The sequence below is a fragment of the Microbacterium sp. 71-23 genome, from assembly GCF_001897265.1.
Taxonomy (GTDB): Bacteria; Actinomycetota; Actinomycetes; order Actinomycetales; family Microbacteriaceae; genus Microbacterium; species Microbacterium ginsengisoli.
This window is the reverse complement of record NZ_MKSL01000017.1, coordinates 324,790-344,922: the sequence shown is the minus strand read 5'-3', so window position 1 is coordinate 344,922 and position 20,133 is coordinate 324,790. Positions and strand designations below refer to the sequence as shown.

Below are 20,133 nucleotides of genomic sequence, written 5' to 3'. Positions count from 1 at the left end.
TTCTGCACCGCCGCCTCCGCGCCCGCTGCGGCCTCGAGGGTGTCCCGCTCGTCGACGAGCGTCGCCACGATCGCCTCGGCGTCGGCCACCGCCGCAGCCGCGGACTCGACGCGCTCCATCGCCTCGAGCTCGGCGTCTTCGAGCGTGCGGGTGCGGCGGGCGAGCGAGTCGAGCTCGCTCTCGAGCGCCTGCGCGTCCTTCGGGTTGGTTGACGCGGCGAGACGGGCCTCGTCGCGTGCGCGGCGCTCGGAGACGACCTTCACGTCGGCCTCGATGCGCGCGACCTCGAGATCGGCGTCTTCTTTGGCCCCCAGCAGATCGGTGACGACACGGGATGCCGCGGCGACCTCACCCTGCAGAGCGGCGAGGCGAGGCGCCTGTGCCGGCTTGGAGAGCGCGTGCACGGCCTGCCGGATGCGGATGTCGAGGTCGACGACGTCGAGGAGGGCGCGTTGGTCGGCGGGTCGGGCTTTCACCCTCTCAACCTACGGCAGACGGGCGACGTCGCGACCGGAAGTGGGCCCTGCCGGGATCGAACCGACGACATCCACGGTGTAAACGTGGCGCTCTACCAGCTGAGCTAAAGGCCCTCGGGGCCGAGTGTACGAGACATCCGCTCTTCGTGCGGCTCGATCGGAGGGTGCGGGGGCGCGCTGGCACCGGTGCCGCCGATCTTCGTCTGCGGCGGCGCTAGGCTATCCGTCGGCGTTGTAGACCGCGGACAAAGCCGCCGGTCTCGGTGATCTGATCTGGCACGACCTGCCAGCCCGACGAAAGGTGCCTCGTGACTGTTCACGACCAGGATCCCTACTCGCAAGGCCCCCTCGACAGCGACCCTGAAGAGACGTCCGAGTGGCAGGAATCCCTGCAGCAGCTCGTCGACGCCAAGGGTCACGGTCGCGGGCGCGAGATCATGCTCAGCCTGCTGAAGACCTCGCGAGAGCTGCACCTCGGCGTTCCGACGGTGCCGACCACCGACTACATCAACACGATCGCGCCCGAGAACGAGCCCGAGTTCCCCGGCGACGAGGAGATCGAGCGCCGCTATCGCGCGTGGATTCGCTGGAACGCAGCCATCACCGTGCACCGCGCGCAGCGTCCCGGCATCGGCGTCGGCGGCCACATCTCGACATATGCGTCCTCGGCGGCGCTGTACGAGGTGGGTTTCAACCACTTCTTCCGCGGCCAGAACCACCCCTCGGGCGGCGACCAGATCTTCTTCCAGGGCCACGCCTCCCCCGGCATGTACGCCCGCTCGTTCCTCGAGGGACGCCTCACCGAGCAGCAGCTCGACGGCTTCCGCCAGGAGAAGTCGGCGTTCCCCAACGGTCTCCCCTCCTATCCGCACCCGCGCCTCATGCCGGAGTACTGGCAGTTCCCGACCGTGTCGATGGGCCTCGGCCCGATCAACGCGATCTACCAGGCGATGACCAACAAGTACCTCACCAACCGCGGCATCAAGGATGTCTCCGAGTCCCACGTGTGGGCGTTCCTCGGTGACGGCGAGATGGATGAGGTCGAGAGCCGCGGTCAGCTCCAGGTCGCGGCCAACGAGGGCCTGGACAACCTGACCTTCATCGTCAACTGCAACCTGCAGCGCCTCGACGGCCCCGTGCGCGGCAACGGCAAGATCATCCAGGAGCTCGAGAGCTTCTTCCGCGGCGCCGGCTGGAACGTCATCAAGGTCGTGTGGGGTCGCGAATGGGACGACCTGCTCGCCCGTGACAGCGACGGCGCGCTGCTCAACCTCATGAACATCACGCCCGACGGCGACTACCAGACCTATAAGGCCGAGAACGGCGCCTACGTGCGCCAGCACTTCTTCGGTCGCGACGAGCGCACCGCCGCCCTGGTCAAGGACTACAGCGACGAGCAGATCTGGAACCTCAAGCGCGGCGGTCACGACTACCGCAAGGTCTACGCCGCGTTCAAGGCCGCCGTCGAGCACAAGGGCCAGCCCACCGTCATCCTCGCCAAGACCATCAAGGGCTACGGCCTCGGTCCGCACTTCGAGGGCCGCAACGCGACCCACCAGATGAAGAAGATGACCCTCGACGACCTGAAGCTGTTCCGCGACGCGATGCACATCCCGGTCACGGACGCGAAGCTCGAGGAGAACCCGTACCTGCCCCCGTACTACAACCCGGGACCGCAGGACGAGACCATCCAGTACCTGCTCGAGCGCCGCCGGGCCCTCGGCGGATACCTGCCGGAGCGCCGCTCGCACCACGTCGGCATCGAGCTGCCGGGCGACGCGGCCTACGCGCTGCCGAAGAAGGGTTCGGGCACCCAGGAGATCGCCACCACGATGGCGTTCGTGCGTCTGCTGAAGGACCTGCTCCGGGTCAAGGACTTCGGCAACCGCATCGTGCCGATCATCCCCGACGAGGCGCGCACCTTCGGCATGGACGCGTACTTCCCGACGGCGAAGATCTACAACCCGAACGGCCAGAACTACACGTCGGTCGACCGCGAGCTGCTGCTGGCCTACAAGGAGAGCCCGCAGGGCCAGATCGTCCACGTCGGCATCAACGAGGCCGGCGCCCTCGCCGCCTTCACCGGTGTCGGCACCTCGTACGCGACGCACGGCGAGCCGCTCATCCCGGTCTACGTGTTCTACTCGCAGTTCGGCTTCCAGCGCACCGGCGACGCGAACTGGGCCGCGGGCGACCAGATGGCGCGCGGCTTCGTGGTCGGCGCCACCGCCGGTCGCACCACCCTCACGGGTGAGGGCCTGCAGCACGCCGACGGCCACTCGCACCTGCTCGCGGCCACGAACCCCGCCACGGTCTCGTACGACCCCGCCTACGGCTACGAGATCGCCCACATCGTGCGCTCCGGCATCGACCGTATGTACGGCGGCAGTCACAGCGACCCGAACGTCATGTACTACCTGACGGTCTACAACGAGCCGATCGTGCAGCCCGCCGAGCCGGCGGATGTCGACGTCGACGGCATCGTGCGCGGCATCCACCGCATCTCCACCGTCGCGACGGAGGGCGCCGCGCACGCGCAGCTGCTCGCGAGCGGTGTGGGCGTGCCGTGGGCGCTCGAGGCGCAGCAGCTCCTGAAGGACGACTGGGGTGTGGGCTCGGATGTGTGGTCGGTCACCTCGTGGACCGAGCTGCGCCGCGACGGCCTCGCCGCCGACGAGCACAACTTCCTGCACCCCGACGAGGAGCCGGTCACGGCGTACCTCACGCAGAAGCTCGCCGGAACGCCCGGCCCGGTCGTCGCGGTGAGCGACTTCATGCACGCCGTGCAGGACCAGATCCGTCCGTGGGTGCAGCACAACTTCTGGACGCTCGGCGCCGACGGCTTCGGCTTCTCCGACACGCGTGCCGCGGCACGACGCTTCTTCAAGATCGACGGACCGTCGATCGTCGTGCGTGCCCTCCAGGCGCTCGCGGCCGAGGGTGCGGTCGATCGTGCGCTGGTCGGTCAGGCGATCCAGAAGTACCGTCTGCACGACGTGACCGCGGGCACGACGGGCAACGCCGGCGGCGAGAGCTGACCGACGTGCCGGCGACGCCGCCCGGACACGAGCTGCCCGTCGACAAGTCGGGGACCCTTGCGTGGCTGCGCAAGGTCTCCGGCGACCTCGCCACGGCGACGCTCACCCGGCTCGAGGCGACGCTTCCGTGGTACTCCGACATGCCGCCGGCGCGGCGCTCGGCGGTGGGCCTGGTCGCTCAGGCCGGCATCACCTCGTTCATCCAGTGGTACGACGATCCGAAGTCGACCCCCTGGATCGCGTCGGACATCTTCGCCGCCGCGCCGCGGGAGCTGCTGCGCAGCGTGAGCCTGCAGCAGACGCTCCAGTTGATCCGGGTCACGGTGGAGGTCACCGAGGAGCGCATCGCCGACAAGGACTCGCGCCTGCGCGAGGCGGCGCTGCTCTACTCGCGCGAGGTCGCGTTCGCGGCGGCCGACGTCTACGCCCGCGCCGCCGAGGCGCGGGGGCTCTGGGATGCGCGCCTCGAGGCGCTCGTGGTCGACTCGATCCTCAGCGGCGAGGCCGACGACGAGCTGCCGAGCCGTATCGCGGCCCTCGGCTGGCACGGGCACGGCGAGGTCGCGGTGCTCGTGGGCACGACGCCCCCGCAGTTCGACGTCGACCAGTTGCGCCGCATGGCGCGCAAGCTCGGTGTCGACGTGCTCGTGGGCGTGCAGGGCTCGCGGCTCGTGCTCGTGATCGGTCGCAGCGAGGCCGGCCAGCGCACGGGTGAGGATGTGGCAGACCTCCCGTTCCCCGAGATCGCCCGGCGCCTCGAGCCGGGATTCGGCACGGGGCACCTGGTGCTCGGCCCCACGGTGCCGGCGCTCGTCGACGCGAGCCAGAGCGCCCGCGCGGCCCTCGCCGGGTTCGCGGTGGCCGGCGCATGGCGCAACGCGCCGCGGCCGGTGGACGCCGACGATCTGCTGCCCGAACGTGCCCTCGCGGGCGACCCGCTCGCCAAGCGCACGCTCGTCGAGAAGATCTACCGTCCGTTGAAGGCCCACAGCTCCGATCTCGTGACCACGCTCTGGAGCTACCTCGACAACGGCCGATCGCTCGAGGCGACGGCTCGCGAGCTGTTCGTGCACCCCAACACGGTGCGCTACCGACTGAAGCGCGTCTCGGACGTGATCGGCTGGGACGCGACGGGTCCGCGCGAGGCGCTCATCCTGCAGACGGCGCTCGTTCTCGGGGCGATCGGCAGCGACGTCACGCGTCGCCGTGCCGGTGTTCCTCGGCGCGCATGAGCCACGTCGCTGTAGGGCGCGCACAAAGCATCCGGTCATCCTTGTGCGTACCTCGCCAGTGCGACGCCCGGTTCCTTGGCAGGATGGAACGGTGATCATCGCGGTGTTCCCCGGTCAGGGTTCGCAGACCCCCGGCTTCCTCAGTCCTTGGCTCGAGCTCGACGGCGCGACTGACCGGTTGTCGTCGTTCTCGGAGGCGGCGGATGTCGACCTCGCCGCCGCCGGCACCGAGTGGGATGCCGACGCGATCCGCGACACTCAGGTCGCTCAGCCGCTCATCGTCGGCGCGAGCCTTCTCTCCTACGCCGCCTTCGTCGAGGCGGCGGGCACCACGCCCGCGGGTGTGGCCGGTCACTCCGTCGGTGAACTGGCCGCCCTCGCCGCGGCAGGCGTGCTCTCCCCCGTCGACGCACTCACTCTCGCGGGCGTGCGGGGTCGTGCGATGGCGGATGCCGCGGCCCAGACGCCGACCGGCATGAGCGCCATCCTCGGGGGCGACGAAGCCGCGGTGCTGGCGCGTCTCGCCGAGCTCGACCTCACCCCGGCCAACCACAACGGTGCCGGCCAGATCGTCGCCGCCGGCGCCCTCCCCGCCCTGGCAGTCCTCGCCGAGGCGCCGGTGCCGGCGACGCGGGTCATCCCGCTCCAGGTCGCCGGCGCGTTCCACACGTCCTACATGGCCCCGGCCGTTGACGCGCTGCGGGAGGCCGCGGCATCCGTCGCGGTGAGCGACCCGCAGACTACCCTCTGGACGAATGCCGATGGCACCGTCGTCGATGACGGTCCCCGGGCGGTCGAGCTGCTCATCGGACAGGTGGCCTCCCCCGTGCGCTGGGATCTGTGCATGGCCTCGTTCGCCGAGGCGGGCGTGACGGGCATCATCGAATTCGCGCCGGCGGGAACGCTCGTCGGCCTCGCCAAGCGCGCGCTGCGCGGAGTGCCGTCGGTTGCCGTCAAGACACCCGACGACCTCGACGCCGCCGTCGCGCTGCTGAAGGGATCCGCCGCATGAGCGCACCCGTGCTGAAGCAGGGCAGCGGCCCCGCGTTCACCCGCATCTACTCGTACGGGGCCGCCCGTGGCGAGAACGCGGTGCCGAACGACGATCTGGTCGCCGCGATCGACTCGAGCGACGAGTGGATCCGCCAGCGCACCGGCATCATCACGCGGACGCGCGCGGTGCACGGCACGAGCGCGACCGATCTCGCCACCGCGGCCGGCCGTGAGGCGATCGAGCGTTCCGGAGTACCGGCCGACCAGATCGACCTCGTCATCGTCGCGACCATCAGCAACTCCCGCCAGACCCCGTCGATGTCGGCCGTCGTCGCCGACCGCGTCGGAGCGAACCCGGCGGCGGCCTACGACTCGAACGCCGCGTGCGCCGGATTCGCCTACGGTGTCGCCCAGGCCGATGCACTCATCCGCACCGGCGGGGCGCATTACGCCCTGGTCATCGGCGCCGAGAAGCTCTCCGACGTCGTGGACCCGACGGACCGCAGCATCTCGTTCCTCCTGGGCGACGGCGCAGGAGCCGTGGTCATCGGACCGAGTGACTTCCCCGGCATCTCCCGCACCGTGTGGGGCTCCGACGGCTCCAAGGCCGACGCCGTCGGCATGAACGCGACCCTCACCGAGTTCCGTGACGGCGAGGCTGCCTGGCCGACGCTCCGTCAGGAAGGGCAGACGGTCTTCCGCTGGGCCGTCTGGGAGATGGCGAAGGCCGCGCGCCTCGCCCTCGAGGAGGCGGGGGTGGAGGCATCCGATCTGGCCGCCTTCGTGCCGCACCAGGCCAACATGCGCATCATCGATGAGTTCGCCAAGCAGCTGGGGCTGCCCGAGAGCGTGGTCATCGGCCGTGACATCGCGACGACGGGCAACACGTCGGCGGCATCCATCCCGCTCGCCACGCATCGTCTGCTCGAAGAGCACCCCGAGCTCAGCGGCGGCCTGTGCCTGCAGATCGGATTCGGGGCCGGGCTCGTCTACGGCGCGCAGGTGGTCGTGCTCCCGTGAGCGCCGCAGCGGCGCCCCTAAACTGATTCGCGGCCTTGCGGCTGCTGTCCACACCCCACAGAGAAGGAGAAACCCATGGCCCTTTCGACCGAAGAGGTCCTCGCCGGCCTCGCCGAGCTCATCACCGACGAGACGGGCATCTCGGCCGACGAGGTCGCGCTCGAGAAGTCGTTCACCGACGACCTCGACATCGACTCGATCTCGATGATGACCATCGTCGTCAACGCCGAAGAGAAGTTCGGCGTGACGATCCCCGACGACGAGGTCAAGAACCTCAAGACCGTCGGCGACGCAGTCACCTTCATCACCTCGAACCAGGCGTGAGTCCCGTCCGGTGGGGGCGTGAGCCCCCACCGGGAAGAACAGGAAGCAATATGACGTCCCCTCGCATCGTCGTCACCGGAATCGGCGCGTCGTCCCCCATCGGCGGCACGGCTCCCGACAGCTGGAACGCGCTCCTCGACGGCGCCAGCGGCGCCCGCTCGCTCGAGCACGACTGGGTCGCCCGCTACGAGCTGCCGGTCACCTTCGCGGCCGAGGCGCTCGTGCGTCCCGACACCGTGCTCGAGCGCCCGGTGGCCAAGCGTCTCGATCCGGCCTCGCAGTTCGCCCTCGTCGCCGCCCAGGAGGCCTGGGCCGACGCGGGTGCACCCGACGTCGAGCCCGAGCGTCTCGGTGTCGACTTCGCGACCGGAATCGGCGGCGTATGGACGCTGCTCGATGCGTGGGACACTCTGCGTGAGAAGGGTCCCCGTCGGGTCATGCCCATGACGGTGCCCATGCTCATGCCGAACGCTGCAGCGGGCAACCTGTCGCTCCACTTCGGCGCGCGCGCATTCGCCCGGACCGTCGCGAGCGCGTGCGCGTCGAGCACCGAGTCGATCGTCAACGCGGTCGAGCACATCCAGGACGGCCTCGCCGACATCGTGATCGCCGGCGGCACCGAATCGGCCGTTCACCCCATCACACTCGCCGCGTTCGCGTCGATGCAGGCGCTCTCGCGTCGCAACGACTCGCCCGGCACGGCGTCCCGGCCGGCGAGCATCGACCGCGACGGCTTCGTCATGGGCGAGGGGGCCGCGGCGCTCGTGCTCGAGCGTGAAGACCACGCTCTCGCTCGCGGAGCGAAGATCTACGCGGTCGTCGTCGGCGGCGGCGTCACCGCCGACTCGTACCACATCACCGCCAATGACCCCGAGGGTCGCGGCGCGGCGCGTGCCGTGCAGCAGGCGCTGGCGGCGGCGGGTGCGAGCCCCGACGAGGTCACGCACATCAATGCGCACGCGACATCCACCCCTGTCGGCGACCCGAACGAGTACCAGGCCCTGCGAGCGGTGTTCGGCGCCCGTATCGACGAGATCCCGGTGTCAGCCACGAAGGCGTCGACCGGCCACCTCCTGGGCGGCACCGGAGCCCTCGAGGCCATGTTCACGATCCGCGCGATCCAGGAGCGCATCGCGCCGCCGACGATCAACCTCACCGAGCAGGACCCGGAGGTGCCGTTCCGACTGTCGGGCAGCACCCAGGCTCTCGGCGCCGGCGACCAGCTCGCCATCAGCAACTCTTTCGGGTTCGGCGGTCACAACGCCGTCGTGGCGTTCCGAAACGTCTGACCACCGACACCACGAAGGCCCCCGGCACACTGCCGGGGGCCTTCGTCATGGTCGGGCATCGACCGCGTTCCCACCGCCGGGACGATTCACCGGCGCTCGGTAGTGGCGTGTCGTCTGCCCGGGGTCTGGGTCAGCCCACCTTGTGGAGCCACACGACCGGTACCTCGTCGCCCGCATGGCGGAACGGTTCGAGCTCCTCGTCCCACGCTGCTCCGAGAGCAACATCCAGCTCACGTCGCAACTCCGCCGCATCACCCAGCGACACCTCGAGGGCGTAACGCAGCCGGTCCTCGGGGACGACCACGTTGCCCGCAGCGTCGGTGGGCGCGAAGTGAATGCCGAGGTCCGGTGTGTGCATCCAGCGCCCGCCGTCCGTGCCCCGAGCCGGATCCTCGGTGACCTCGTAGCGCAGGTGCTCCCAGCCGCGTATCGCGCTCGCCAGAGCCGCGCCGGTGCCGGCCGGTCCCTCCCACGCGAATTCGGTGCGACGAGCGCCCGGCAGCACGGGCTGCGCGATCCACTCGAAGTTCAGCGCCTTGCCGAACACGCGACCGGCGGCCCACTCGAGGTGCGGGCACAACGCCTTCGGCGCGGAGTGGATGTAGATCACGCCGCGCGTCTGTGATGTCGCCATCGGTTCTCCATTCGTCAGGTGCGTCTTCCCCTACGACCTGACCGGAACGGTGGCTCTTCGGTTATGGGGTCATTATCACCCGGTCGGTGCCGGAATGACAAGACTGTGATTCGAGTGGGGCGGGTGGGACTTGAACCCACGATCGTCGGGTTATGAGCCCGCTGCCTTGACCAGCTTGGCCACCGCCCCGTGCGGCACGCCGCACCAGCGAGCCTAGTGGGAGCCGCCGCGCGGGATGGGCAGCTCCTGGCTGTCGCTGATGACCTGCGGATGGTTGCGGGCCAGCGAGAAGACGCCGTACACCGCGATCGCGCCGGCGACGACGAACCCGATCATCGGCCCGATGCCGGCGGTCGCTGCCTCCTGGAGGACGACGAGACCGATGAGCACGGCGACCATCGGGTCGATGACGGTGAGGCCGGCGATGACGAGGTCAGGGGGTCCCGCGGAGTATGCCGTCTGAACGAAGTAGGCGCCGAGGGCGACCGCGGCGAGGAGCGCGACGAGACAGGTGAGGGTGAGCCATTCGAAATCGCCCGCCTGCACTCGTTTGATCACGACCTTCGCGAGCGTCGCGACGAAGCCGTAGATCATTCCTGACGCGACGATGTAGAAGAGCGCGCGGCCACCGCGTCGACGCACCCAGATCAACCAGATCGCCGTGAGCGACCCGACCACGACCACGAGCAGTCCGAGGATGATGAGCAGCTCGCTGTCGGCGACGGGCTGCTCGGTCGCGACGAATGCGGCGATGGTGACGAAGACGAGGATGCCTCCCACGCACGCGATGATCGATCTCACTGATTTCAGGGTGGGTCGGTGGCCGGAGATGCGGGCGTTCAGCAGTGTCGTGATCACGAGTGACACCGCGCCGAGCGGCTGGACGATGATGAGCGGCGCGATCGCGAGGGCCCCGAGCTGGCAGAGGATCGCGAGTCCCAGCATCACGGTGCCGAGCACCCAGGAGGGGCGGCCGAGCAGTCGCAGCAGCTGTGCTCCGCTGAGCCCCGTGCTCGTGCCGCCGAGCGCGTGGTTGACCTTCACGACGCCGCGGTGCTGGTACTGCGCTCCGAACGACATGAAGACCGCGCCGAGCAGCGCCAACGGGATACCGAGGAGGATCGCGGGGTCGCGGAACACCCCGACGAGGTTGTTCGTGACGTCGTCGATGGAAAGCGGCACCGTCATCACCGTTCGACACTATCCCGAGACCGGCTCGATAGGCTCGAAGACGTGACCGTTCTGCCGATTCGCATCATGGGTGACCCCGTGCTCCACTCCCCCGCCGCCCCCGTCGACGAGATCACGGACGAGATCCGCACACTGGTGGCGGACATGTTCGAGACGATGGATGCCGCGCCCGGCGTGGGGCTTGCGGCACCGCAGGTGGGTGTCGGGCTGCGGATCTTCACGTACACCTACCAGGACGACGACGGCGCTCCGTGGCGCGGGGTGGTCATCAACCCGGTGCTGTGGATCTCCCCGGCCGAACCCGGCCAGCCGGACCCTGACGAGGAGTCCGAGGGCTGCCTGTCCTTCCCCAGCGAACGGTTCCCGCTGCGCCGCGCCGAGCGCGCCTTGCTGATCGGCACGGACCTGGAGGGCGCCGAGGTGCGCATCGAGGTGTCCGGATGGCGTGCGCGCATCCTGCAGCACGAGTTCGACCACCTCGACGGGGTGCTGTACGTCGACCGGCTGGATGACAGCGACTGGAAGACCGTGCAGAAGATCGCGAAGAAGCGCGGCTGGGGTCGTCCCGGTCAGTCGTGGACGCCCGGGATCGACCTCATCGAGGCCTGAACCTCGAGACGAGAAATCCCGCCTGCGTCGACCGACGCGGCGGGATCTTCTCGTGGCTCCCCGGCTTGGACTCGAACCAAGAACCTATCGGTTAACAGCCGATTGCTCTGCCAATTGAGCTACCGAGGAAGAGTCATCCCGAATCAGGACAACCCTGAGATCGTAGCAAAGGATGAGGCTGCGACGCGAACCGGGACGGGGTCAGCCGGCGTCGAGGAGACGCTGCCGCTCGACATCCAGATCGCGCAGGCGCAGCCTCACGGCACGCCCCTCCTCGGAGTCGGCCTGCACCCGCTGCATGGCACCGAGCAGCTCGCTCTTCGTGCGATCGAGGGTGCGCAGGCTCAGTCGCCTGGCGAGGTCCTGGGCTGACAACTGGGCGTGCAGAGCATCGCGTGCGGGGAACGTTCCCGTGAGCAGCTCGGCGGCGAGGGAACGGTACGGCTCACGCACCGCCTGCACCGCGGCGGCGGCCCATCCGGGGTGCGAGTAGTCCGGCATCGCCGCGACGACGCCGCGCACCGCGTCGAGGCCCGGAACGGTGAATGTGGTGTCGAGGGCGCGCCGTACGAGCTCGCCGTCGATCAGGTGCCCGTACTGCAGGAATCCCATCAGCGCATCACGCTCGAGCGCGGCATCCGCTGTGGTCGGCAGTGTCTGGAGGGTGATCCTCAGCTCGCTGGGGGTCTCGGCCGAGTGCGGGATGTCCTCCTGCTCGCGCTGCGCACCGACCGACCGCGACGCGCGCCGCACCGCACCGGACACCTCGCCGAGCTCGAGGCCGAGGCGTCGGGCGAGCACCTTCACGTAGCCCGGCTGCAGCGAGGGGTCACGGATGCCGGCGACGATCGGCGCCCCGGCGCGCAGAGCCCCCGCCCGCCCTTCGACGGTGCCGAGGTCGAAGCCGCGGATGCGCTGGTCGATCGCGAACTCGAACATCGGCACCTTCGACTCGATGATCGCGCGCACGGCGCCGTCGCCGCGGGCGAGGCGCAGGTCGCACGGGTCGAGACCGGGCGGAGCGACGGCGACGTAGGTCTGCGCGGCGAAACGCTTCTCGTCGGCGAACGCGCGCATGGCGGCGCCGACCCCTGCGTCGTCCGGGTCGAAGGTAAAGACGACCTCGCCGTGTGCCGAGTCGTCGCCCATCACGCGACGCAGGGCCGTGATGTGCTCCGAGCCGAACGCGGTGCCGCAGGTCGCGACCGCCGTGGTGATGCCGGCGAGGTGGCAGGCCATGACGTCGGTGTAGCCCTCCACCACGACGACCTGGCGCGACCGCGAGATGTCCTTCTTCGCGAGGTCGAGGCCGTACAGCACCTGCGACTTGCGGTAGATCGGGGTCTCAGGGGTGTTGAGGTACTTCGGCCCCTGGTCGTCGTCGTAGAGCTTGCGGGCCCCGAAGCCGACGACCTGGCCGGTGACATCGCGGATGGGCCACACCACGCGCCCGCGGAACCGGTCGTAGACGCCCCGCTGCCCCTGCGAGAGCAGACCGGCTGTGAGAAGCTCCTCGTCGCTGAAGCCCTTGGCGCGCAGCGCCTGCTGCAGGTTGCCCCACCCCTTCGGCGCGTACCCGACACCGAAGTGCGCGGCGGCTCCCGCATCGAACCCGCGGCCGCCGAGGAAGGCGTGCGCGGTCTCGGCCTCGGCGCTCTGCAGCTGCTCGCGGAAGTACATCGCGGCCGCGGCGCCCGCCGCGTAGAGCCGGGTGCGCCCGGAGGTCTCCACCGCGGGGCCCCCGTCCTCGTAGTGCAGCGCGTAGCCGAGCCGACCCGCGAGGCGCTCGACCGACTCGGTGAACGAGAGGTGGTCCATCTCCCGCAGGAACGTGTAGACGTCGCCCGAGGCGCCGCATCCGAAGCAGTGGTAGAACCCGTGCTGCGGCCGCACGTGGAAGCTCGGACTCCGCTCGTCGTGGAACGGGCAGAGCCCCTTGAGCGAGCCCACTCCCGCGGGCTTGAGCGCGACCCGCTCCCCCACGATGTCGGCGATGTTCGTGCGCGACTTGACCTCGTCGACGTCGGTCTGCACGATGCGGCCGGGCATCAGGCGAGTCCTGCTGGCGCGGGCCGCACCGGCGGCACCCACACGCCGAGTGAGGTGGGATCGAGCGGTGCGACGAGACGCTCATGCCAGGCGATCGCGAGCTGATCCGTGAGTCCCGCGACCTGGTCGACGACGACGCGGCGGCGAGCCGCGTCATCCGTCGCGGAGGTGAAGTCGCCTCGATAGACCGGCTCGAGCTGGTCGGGACGCTCCCACAGAGCCGACGCGAGGCGCTTCAGCACTCGCCGCTGTTCCTTGTAGAGCTCCTTGCGGCCATCGATCGAGACCACCGTCGCACCGATGATTCCTTTGAGCACCGCGATCTCGGCCTCGACGACCGCGGGCACCATGACCCGCGCCCGATAGCGCGTGAGGGATGCAGCGGGGTACGCGTCGCGCGTCGCCGCCGTCGCCGCCCGCGCGAAGCGCCCGATGAGATCGGACGTGAGGTTCTTGAGACCGGCCAGGTCGCGGCGGGATCCGTCGAACGTGGGCACCCACTCGGGGAGCCGGGTGAGCCGGTAGAGCGCGTCGGAGAGCGCATCGCGGGTGAGGTCGAAGCCGACCCACGCCTGGATCGCGTCGATCAGGGCCTCGTGCTCGTTCGGGGCGACGAGACGGCGCGGATCGAGGTAGCCGTTGACGATGGCGTCCTCGAAGTCGTGCACCGAGTATGCGATGTCGTCCGACAGGTCCATGACTTCGGCCTCGATGCACCGCACGCGGCCGGGCGCGCCCTCGCGGAACCAGCGGAAGACCGCCTCATCGTCGGGGTAGACGCCGAACTTGAGGCGACCGCCCGGGTCGGGCAGGGGATGTTCGTCGGTCCAGGGGTACTTGCAGGTCGCGTCGAGGCTCGCGCGGGTGAGGTTGAGGCCCGCGGAATGCCCCTCCTCGTCGAACACCTTCGGCTCGAGCCGGGTGACGATGCGCATCGTCTGCGCATTGCCCTCGAACCCGCCGATGTCCTCGGCCCAGTCGTTGAGGGCCCGTTCGCCGTTGTGTCCGAAGGGCGGATGCCCGAGGTCGTGGTTCAGGCAGGCGGTGTCGACCACGTCGGGCGCGAGGCGCAGGGCGAGGGCGAGCTCTCGACCGACCTGGGCGACCTCGAGCGAGTGGGTCAGCCGGTTACGGGCGAAATCCGCAGGGCTGGCAGGCGAGAGCACCTGGGTCTTCGCGCCGAGGCGGCGCAACGCCGCGGAGTGCAGCACCCGCGCCCGGTCGCGCGCGAAATCGTCGCGCTGCGAGCGGTGCTGCTCGGGGACGAAGCGCTCCGCGTCCCGATCGTCGTAGCCGCTCGGGCGCCCGAGGGCGACACCGAGCGCGGATGCCTCAGCCGCCACTGTGCTCCAGTTCGGCGTCGGCGAGGGCGCACGACTCATCGGCGGGGATCTCCCGGCTGTCGAGCCATCCGTCGGGCAGGGCGGGACGCTTCGGGGTTCCCGCGCGACCGCGCTGTCCCTCGGCGGCGGCTCCCGGATAGGGCGCGTCGAGATCGAGGGTCGCGAGCAGTGCATCGATCTCGTCGAGCGACGACACCGTCGCCAGCTGCGCGCGCAGCTCCCCGCCCACCGGATAGCCCTTGAAGTACCAGGCCACGTGCTTGCGGATGTCGCGGCATCCGCGGTCCTCGTCCTCGAAGAACTCGACCAGTAGTTCCGCGTGCCGGCGGAACGCGCGAGCGACGAAGCCGAGGGTCGCATCCACGGGCTCGCCGTAGGCCGCGTCTTCGCCGCCGAGCGTGCGGGCGAGGTCGCCGAACAGCCACGGTCGGCCGAGACAGCCGCGGCCGACGACGACGCCGTCGCATCCGGTTTCCGCCATCATGCGCACGGCGTCGTCGGCGCTCCAGATGTCGCCGTTGCCGAGCACCGGCACCGAACGGATCTCGTCCTTCAGACGCGCGATCGCGCTCCAGTCGGCGGACCCCGAGTAGAACTCCGCGGCCGTGCGCGCGTGCAACGCGATCGCCGACACCCCGGCGCGCTCGGCCGTGCGGGCGGCGTCGAGATAGGTGAGATGGTCGTCGTCGATGCCCTTGCGCATCTTCACAGTGACCGGCACGTCACCGGCGTTGCGGACGGCCTGGGTGACGATGTCGGCGAAGAGGTCCTTCTTCCAGGGGAGCGCCGCTCCCCCGCCCTTGCGGGTGACCTTGGGGACGGGGCATCCGAAGTTCATGTCGATGTGGTCGGCGCGGTCCTCGTCGACGAGGAGCTTCACGGCCGCGCCGACGGTCGCGGGATCGACTCCGTACAGCTGGATCGACCGCGGGGTCTCGGACTCGTGGTGCGTGATGAGCCGCATCGTCGTGGCGTTCCGCTCGACGAGCGCGCGCGTCGTGATCATCTCGCTGACGTAGAGACCTGCGCCGTACTCGCGACACAGCCGCCGGAACGCGGTGTTCGTGATGCCCGCCATCGGCGCCAGCACGACCGGGGCGTCGAGGGTGAGCGCACCGATCTGCAACGGCCGGGTGGCGGGGGCGATCGTGGTCACCCCGACATTCTCCCAGACGGCGACCCTCCCGCGGCCCGCCGCGCCTACGCTGGGCACATGGCCGCCACCGACAGCGCAGACCTGCGCAGCATCCCGTTCCTCGACGCCGAGGGGGCCGAGCGCACGCTCGCCGACTACGGCGACAAAGTCCTCCTCGTCGTGAACGTCGCGTCGAAGTGCGGACTCACCCCGCAGTACGAGGCGCTCGAGCAGCTGCAGCGAGAGTACGGCGAGCGGGGCTTCAGCGTCGTCGGATTCCCCTGCAACCAGTTCATGGGTCAGGAGCCGGGCTCGATCGAGGAGATCCTGGAGTACTGCTCCGCGACCTGGGGTGTGAGCTTTCCGATCAACGCGAAGATCAAGGTCAACGGACCGGGTGTCGCGCCGCTCTACAAGGCGCTGAAGAAGGCCAGGAACCCCGAGGGCGAGCGGGGACTCGTGCACTGGAACTTCGAGAAGTTCGTGCTCACGCCCACGGGAGACGTGCACCGTTTCCGTCCGTCGACGAAGCCCGACGACCGGGCGGTCGTGTCGGTCATCGAGGCGGCACTCCCCGCCTGATCTCGGCGACGGTCAGAGAGCCGATGCCGCGCCCCGCCGCTCCGCCCACACCTGGCGCGCGATCTGGGCGAACGCCTCCGGCGGCTGCGCGCCGCTGACGCCGTACTTGCCGTCGATGACGAAGAACGGCACGCCGTTGATGCCGTAGGCCTGGGCCTGCGCCTGATCGGCCCGCACGTCGGGCAGGTGCCGCTCGGTCTCGAGCGCGTCGCGCACGGCGTCGCCGTCGAGCCCGATCTCCGTCGCGAGGTCGACGAGGTCGTCGATACGTCCGACGTGGCGCCCCTCGGTGAAGTAGGCCGACATGAGGCGCTCCGCCATGTCGTGCTGGCGTCCGGCCTGCTTCGCGAAGTGCAGCAGCTCGTGCGCCTTCACCGTGTTCGTGTGACGCAGCAGGTCGAAGCGGTACTCCAGTCCCGCGTTCGCGGCCACGCCCGTCACGTTCGAGAGCATCTGCGAGACCTGGTCCCGCGGCATCCCCTTGTGTCCGGCGAGGAAGTCGATCTCGTCACCCTCGAAGTCCACGGGCGTGTCGGGAGACAGCTCGAACGAGTGGAACGTGACCGTCGTCACGGGCGCGTCGTCATCGGATGCCGCGTCCGCCAGTCCCTTCTCGAGGTTGCGCTTGCCGATGTAGCACCAGGGGCAGGCGATGTCGCTCCACACGTCGATCGAGATGGCGTCCGTCATGACGGGTGCAACGCCTGCGGCTTCGCCGACTATTCCCGCGCTGTGAGCAGGATTCACAGCGTCGTGTCGGGCGCGCCGGGAGCGCATATGTCAGCATGATGCGGGCCCGATGGGGATCGGGGTGGGAGAGAGGAACGGCATGGGTGCTCGCGCGCGCCGCCGCATAGGTCGCATCCTGTTCGCATCGACGGTCGTGATCGTCGCCGCAGCAGTTGTCGGCGCGGTCGTGGTAGCGGTGCAGACGCGCGCGCAGTGGTGGCCGACCGCGTTCTCGACTCCGGGCGGGATCGCTCCGTCCGCCTCGGCCACGCCGCTCGGGCCCGCTCTTCCCGCGCCGGCGCCGGTCGTGAATTCGGATCCTGCGCCGGGATCGCTCGTCACCACATGCGAGGGCGAGACGGTGCTGTCGGTCTGGGCCCACTACGACGATGACCTGATCTTCGCGAACCCGACGCTGCAGGGAGCGATCTCGAGCGGATTCTGCGCCCGGACGGCCTATGTGACCGCGGGTGACGGCGGCCTCGGTGCCTCCTACGTCAAGGCTCGTGAGTTCGGGATCCTCAAGGCGTACAACGTCATGCGCGGGAGCTCGGCCGAGTGGACGCAGTCCACCGTGACCCTCGCATCGGGAGTGCAGCTCACCCAGTACGTCCCTGTCGACGCGGCGAACGTCTCGGTGCTCTTCTTCCACCTGCCCGACGGGGGGCTGAAGGGCAAGGGCTTCCGGACGACCGGGTCCGTCACGATCCGGATGCTCCTCGACGGCCGCGTCGACAAGCTCACCCCGGTGGGCGGCGGTGATGCGGTGTCGGCGGTGAGTCTGCGGGACTCCCTGGCCGACCTCATCACGATGTTCCATCCCGCCATGGTGGGAACGCTGATCCCGAGCATTGCCGCGCAGGGTTGGCAGGGCGATCATCCCGACCACAGCACGGTGGGCACGTTCACCCGCGAAGCGGCGAAGAAGGCCGGGTACGACCTCGCCAAGATGCGCTACTTCGAGGGATACCCCGTGCATCTCCAGCCGGCCAACATCACCGGCGCAGCCCTGACGACGAAGCTCCTGGCGTACCGGGCGTACGCGGCCAACGACAAGATCATCGGCTGCGCCACCGACCAGGCGTGCCTCCAACGCCGCGGCTTCGGCGCCTGGGTGCAGCGTCAGTACTCGTTCACCGACGAGCAGCTCTTCCCGGGCGGCAAGACCATCCCGCTGTCCGAGAGCGCGAACGCGGTCGCCGTCGAGTACTGACCGTCAGGCGGTCGGGGTGTCGATCGCGCCACCGAACCGACGGTCGCGGGACAGGTAGAGTCCGATCGCCTGCCAGAGGTCGGTGCGTGAGAAGTCGGGCCAGAGTGTGTCGAGGAAGACGAACTCCGCATAGGCCGATTCCCACAGCAGGAAATTCGAGGTGCGCTGCTCGCCGCTCGAGCGCACGAACAGGTCGACGTCGGGCATGTCGGGCTGGTAGAGCCGCCGGCGGATGAGCTTCTCGCTGACGGCGCTCGGACGCACCCGCCCCGCGGCCACGTCGTCGGCGATGGAGCGCATCGCGTCGACCAGCTCCACGCGCCCCCCGTAGTTCACGCACATCGTCAGCGTGAGCACGTCGTTGTCACGGGTGAGCTGCTCGGCGAACTGCAGCTCGGAGATCACCGAGCCCCACAGGCGCGGCTTACGCCCGGCCCACCGCACCCGCACGCCCCACTCATTGAGCTGGTCTCGCCGGCGGTGCAGCACGTCGCGGTTGAACCCCATCAGGAACCGCACCTCGTCGGGTGAGCGCGACCAGTTCTCGGTCGAGAACGCATAGACCGAGAGATGTTTCACGCCGGCCTGGATGGCGCCCGCGACGACGTCGAGCAGCGCCGCCTCCCCTGCCTTGTGTCCCTCGACCCGCGTGAGGCCGCGGCGGTTCGCCCAGCGGCCGTTCCCGTCCATCACGATCGCCACATGGTTCGGCACCGATCCGGCGGGGAACGCCGGCGGGTGGACGCCTGTCCAGTCGATCGGACGGTACGCGACCGCATCCTTGTGGGTGAAGGGCTTCGGAGTCATCGCCCCGACTCTACGTGGGCGAGTGAGCGGATGCCGCGCTCGAGCTGCCACTGGGTGAACGCCGCGACCAGACCGGATGCCGCGGCGCGGTCGGCGTCGGACACCGCATCGACGACGTCCCACTCGCCGCGCAGCAGCGCACGCAACTGGGCGAGCACGTCGGCGGTGACACGCACGGAGCCGGCCGGTGCGCACGACGAGCAGAGCATCCCGCCGCCGTGCGCGAGGAACGACGAGTGCGGTCCGGGTCGTCCGCAGCGAGCGCAGTCGTCGAGGCCGGGCGACCACCCGGACATCGCGAGCGCCCGCAGCAGGTACGAATCGAGCACGCTGCGGGGGTGGTGGTCGCCGCGGCTCAGGGAGCGAAGGCCGCCGAGGAGGAGGATGTGCTGCTGCGGAGTCGCCTCGGCCTCTCCCAGCCGGTCGGCGGTCTCGACCATCGCGCTCGCGGCGACGTAGCGGTCGTAGTCGCCGACGATGTCGGCCCCGTAGGTGGCGAGACTCTCCGCCTGCTGGACGATGTCGAGCGTGCGGCCCTTGTAGATCTGCACGTCGGCGACCATGAAGGGCTCGAGCCGCGCGCCGATGCGCGAGGACGTGCGGCGCACCCCCTTGGCGACCGCGCGGATGCGCCCGTGCTGCCGACCGAGGAGGGTGACGATGCGGTCCGCCTCCCCCAGTTTCTGGGTGCGCAGGACCACGACCTCGTCGCGGTAAGTGGGCACGCATCGATTATCGTCGCGCCTTGCGACAATGGACGCGTGACCGAGCCGACCTTCACCATCCCGCTCTGGGCCGATCTGCTCGCCGTGGGTCTCGGCGGAGTTCAGGGGGCCTTGTTCGCCTCCGGTTTCCGGGGGCAACGACGTCTGGACCTGCTCGGTGTGGCCCTGATCGGAATCCTCATGGGCATGGGCGGCGGTCTCATCCGCGATCTGCTGCTGAACGTCACGCCCGCTCCGCTGCAGACCAACTGGTATCTGCTGATCGGCGTCGGCGCGGCGCTGCTCGGGATGTTGCTCGCCGGGCCGTTGCAAAAGCTCAACTCTGTGATCGTCACGCTCGACGCCCTGGTGATCGGGCTCTTCGGTGCCTTCGGAACGACGAAGGCGCTCGGTCTCGGGCTGCCCGTCGTGCCGGCGATCTTCGTGGGCGTCTGCTCGGCGGTCGGCGGCGGTGTGCTGCGCGACGTGATGATGGGGCTCCCGGTGGCGATCATGCACGTCGGGTCGCTCTATGCGGTCGCGGCCGGGGTGGGCTGCACGACGGTCGTAGCGCTCAACGCGTTCGGTGTGCCGATCGTCGGATCCGCAGTCGCCGGATTCCTCGTGACGGCGGTGATCCGTATCCTCGCCGTGATCTTCGATCTGTCGCTGCCCGAGCAGCACATGCTCTACAGGCGAAAGGTCGCCGTCGAGACATCCGCTATTCCGATCGTGCGACCGGAGAGCGACTGACCCGACGGCGAC

At 69.6% G+C, this 20,133-nt stretch carries 19 protein-coding genes and 3 tRNA genes; 10 read left to right on the top strand and 12 right to left on the bottom strand.

Annotated elements, in window-relative coordinates:
- Both BGO15_RS08325 and BGO15_RS08320 read right to left on the bottom strand, forming a co-directional pair.
- Positions 1-476, bottom strand: a 476-nt coding sequence (locus BGO15_RS08325) for a zinc ribbon domain-containing protein (protein ID WP_502689159.1), incomplete at its 3' end; no start/stop codon positions are given.
- 41 nt (positions 477-517) lie between these two features.
- Positions 518-590 (bottom strand) — tRNA-Val (locus tag BGO15_RS08320).
- Positions 591-784: 194 nt separating this feature from the next.
- Here BGO15_RS08320 and aceE point away from each other — a divergent pair.
- The 6 genes from aceE to BGO15_RS08290 all read left to right on the top strand — a co-directional run bounded on the left by aceE (position 785) and on the right by BGO15_RS08290 (position 8,372).
- On the top strand, positions 785-3,514 hold the full coding sequence (aceE, locus tag BGO15_RS08315) for a pyruvate dehydrogenase (acetyl-transferring), homodimeric type (RefSeq protein WP_056208827.1): 2,730 nt from the start codon (positions 785-787) through the stop codon (positions 3,512-3,514).
- A 5-nt stretch (positions 3,515-3,519) separates the two neighbouring features.
- Positions 3,520-4,746 (top strand): PucR family transcriptional regulator, encoded by a 1,227-nt coding sequence (locus BGO15_RS08310; RefSeq protein WP_045246874.1) that lies wholly within the window; start codon positions 3,520-3,522, stop codon positions 4,744-4,746.
- Positions 4,747-4,837: 91 nt separating this feature from the next.
- The gene (locus BGO15_RS08305) at positions 4,838-5,758 is read left to right on the top strand and encodes an ACP S-malonyltransferase (RefSeq protein ID WP_056208822.1); all 921 of its coding nucleotides are present in this window, start codon (positions 4,838-4,840) and stop codon (positions 5,756-5,758) included.
- Positions 5,755-6,759, top strand: a complete 1,005-nt coding sequence (locus tag BGO15_RS08300) for a beta-ketoacyl-ACP synthase III (protein ID WP_056208819.1) — start codon at positions 5,755-5,757, stop codon at positions 6,757-6,759. Before BGO15_RS08305 ends, BGO15_RS08300 begins: the two co-directional genes overlap by 4 nt.
- A 75-nt stretch (positions 6,760-6,834) precedes the next feature.
- A complete protein-coding gene (locus BGO15_RS08295; protein WP_045246871.1) occupies positions 6,835-7,083 on the top strand; it encodes an acyl carrier protein in 249 nt (82 codons plus the stop codon).
- Between the two features lie 50 nt (positions 7,084-7,133).
- Positions 7,134-8,372 carry a beta-ketoacyl-[acyl-carrier-protein] synthase family protein gene (locus BGO15_RS08290; RefSeq protein ID WP_045246870.1) on the top strand — a complete coding sequence of 413 codons (1,239 nt, stop codon included), beginning with the start codon at positions 7,134-7,136 and terminating at the stop codon, positions 8,370-8,372.
- 130 nt (positions 8,373-8,502) lie between these two features.
- Here the strand turns inward: BGO15_RS08290 and BGO15_RS08285 are convergent, their stop codons facing one another.
- From BGO15_RS08285 to BGO15_RS08275, 3 genes are all read right to left on the bottom strand, one after another.
- Positions 8,503-9,006, bottom strand: coding sequence for a DUF3145 domain-containing protein (locus BGO15_RS08285; RefSeq protein ID WP_056208813.1), 504 nt, complete (start codon positions 9,004-9,006; stop codon positions 8,503-8,505).
- Positions 9,007-9,121: 115 nt separating this feature from the next.
- Positions 9,122-9,195: transfer RNA gene (locus tag BGO15_RS08280), tRNA-Ile, on the bottom strand.
- A gap of 24 nt (positions 9,196-9,219) precedes the next feature.
- Positions 9,220-10,194, bottom strand: a complete 975-nt coding sequence (locus tag BGO15_RS08275) for a DMT family transporter (RefSeq protein WP_045246868.1) — start codon at positions 10,192-10,194, stop codon at positions 9,220-9,222.
- A gap of 45 nt (positions 10,195-10,239) precedes the next feature.
- On the opposite strand from BGO15_RS08275, the gene def reads away from it, so the two are divergent.
- A complete protein-coding gene (gene def, locus BGO15_RS08270) occupies positions 10,240-10,806 on the top strand; it encodes a peptide deformylase (RefSeq protein ID WP_048809264.1) in 567 nt (188 codons plus the stop codon).
- 53 nt (positions 10,807-10,859) lie between these two features.
- Here the strand turns inward: def and BGO15_RS08265 are convergent.
- The 4 genes from BGO15_RS08265 to dusB all read right to left on the bottom strand — a co-directional run bounded on the left by BGO15_RS08265 (position 10,860) and on the right by dusB (position 15,354).
- A tRNA-Asn gene (locus tag BGO15_RS08265) sits at positions 10,860-10,935 on the bottom strand.
- 72 nt (positions 10,936-11,007) lie between these two features.
- The gene (gene dnaG, locus BGO15_RS08260; RefSeq protein WP_056209202.1) at positions 11,008-12,855 is read right to left on the bottom strand and encodes a DNA primase; all 1,848 of its coding nucleotides are present in this window, start codon (positions 12,853-12,855) and stop codon (positions 11,008-11,010) included.
- Complete coding sequence (locus tag BGO15_RS08255) at positions 12,855-14,198, bottom strand: deoxyguanosinetriphosphate triphosphohydrolase (protein ID WP_045246867.1); 1,344 nt, start codon at positions 14,196-14,198, stop codon at positions 12,855-12,857. The genes dnaG and BGO15_RS08255 overlap by 1 nt, the downstream gene beginning before the upstream one ends.
- Positions 14,188-15,354 (bottom strand): tRNA dihydrouridine synthase DusB, encoded by a 1,167-nt coding sequence (gene dusB, locus BGO15_RS08250; RefSeq protein WP_056208808.1) that lies wholly within the window; start codon positions 15,352-15,354, stop codon positions 14,188-14,190. Before dusB ends, BGO15_RS08255 begins: the two co-directional genes overlap by 11 nt.
- A gap of 57 nt (positions 15,355-15,411) precedes the next feature.
- Between dusB and BGO15_RS08245 the strand changes: the two genes are divergently transcribed.
- Complete coding sequence (locus tag BGO15_RS08245) at positions 15,412-15,915, top strand: glutathione peroxidase (protein ID WP_056208805.1); 504 nt, start codon at positions 15,412-15,414, stop codon at positions 15,913-15,915.
- 12 nt (positions 15,916-15,927) lie between these two features.
- Here BGO15_RS08245 and BGO15_RS08240 read toward each other — a convergent pair whose 3' ends face one another.
- Positions 15,928-16,605 (bottom strand): DsbA family oxidoreductase, encoded by a 678-nt coding sequence (locus BGO15_RS08240; protein WP_056208803.1) that lies wholly within the window; start codon positions 16,603-16,605, stop codon positions 15,928-15,930.
- Positions 16,606-16,744: 139 nt separating this feature from the next.
- Here BGO15_RS08240 and BGO15_RS08235 point away from each other — a divergent pair, with 139 nt between their 5' ends.
- Positions 16,745-17,857 (top strand): PIG-L family deacetylase, encoded by a 1,113-nt coding sequence (locus BGO15_RS08235; RefSeq protein ID WP_056208799.1) that lies wholly within the window; start codon positions 16,745-16,747, stop codon positions 17,855-17,857.
- A 3-nt stretch (positions 17,858-17,860) separates the two neighbouring features.
- Here BGO15_RS08235 and BGO15_RS08230 read toward each other — a convergent pair whose 3' ends face one another.
- Positions 17,861-18,664: an isoprenyl transferase gene (locus tag BGO15_RS08230; protein WP_056208797.1), complete on the bottom strand. Its 804-nt coding sequence runs from the start codon at positions 18,662-18,664 to the stop codon at positions 17,861-17,863.
- A complete protein-coding gene (gene recO, locus BGO15_RS08225; RefSeq protein ID WP_056208794.1) occupies positions 18,661-19,389 on the bottom strand; it encodes a DNA repair protein RecO in 729 nt (242 codons plus the stop codon). Before recO ends, BGO15_RS08230 begins: the two co-directional genes overlap by 4 nt.
- 36 nt (positions 19,390-19,425) lie before the next feature.
- Here recO and BGO15_RS08220 point away from each other — a divergent pair, with 36 nt between their 5' ends.
- On the top strand, positions 19,426-20,121 hold the full coding sequence (locus BGO15_RS08220; protein ID WP_056208792.1) for a trimeric intracellular cation channel family protein: 696 nt from the start codon (positions 19,426-19,428) through the stop codon (positions 20,119-20,121).
- The last annotated feature ends 12 nt before the right edge of the window (positions 20,122-20,133 follow it).

Coding starts and splice junctions, on each gene's coding strand:
- BGO15_RS08240 (WP_056208803.1), bottom strand. CDS start 16,605: ATGACGGACGCCATCTCGATCGACGTGTGGAGCGACATCGCCTGCCCC.
- BGO15_RS08230 (WP_056208797.1), bottom strand. CDS start 18,664: ATGACTCCGAAGCCCTTCACCCACAAGGATGCGGTCGCGTACCGTCCG.
- BGO15_RS08295 (WP_045246871.1), top strand. CDS start 6,835: ATGGCCCTTTCGACCGAAGAGGTCCTCGCCGGCCTCGCCGAGCTCATC.
- BGO15_RS08275 (WP_045246868.1), bottom strand. CDS start 10,194: ATGACGGTGCCGCTTTCCATCGACGACGTCACGAACAACCTCGTCGGG.
- BGO15_RS08285 (WP_056208813.1), bottom strand. CDS start 9,006: ATGGCGACATCACAGACGCGCGGCGTGATCTACATCCACTCCGCGCCG.
- BGO15_RS08290 (WP_045246870.1), top strand. CDS start 7,134: ATGACGTCCCCTCGCATCGTCGTCACCGGAATCGGCGCGTCGTCCCCC.
- BGO15_RS08245 (WP_056208805.1), top strand. CDS start 15,412: ATGGCCGCCACCGACAGCGCAGACCTGCGCAGCATCCCGTTCCTCGAC.
- BGO15_RS08300 (WP_056208819.1), top strand. CDS start 5,755: ATGAGCGCACCCGTGCTGAAGCAGGGCAGCGGCCCCGCGTTCACCCGC.
- dnaG (WP_056209202.1), bottom strand. CDS start 12,855: ATGCCCGGCCGCATCGTGCAGACCGACGTCGACGAGGTCAAGTCGCGC.
- BGO15_RS08235 (WP_056208799.1), top strand. CDS start 16,745: ATGGGTGCTCGCGCGCGCCGCCGCATAGGTCGCATCCTGTTCGCATCG.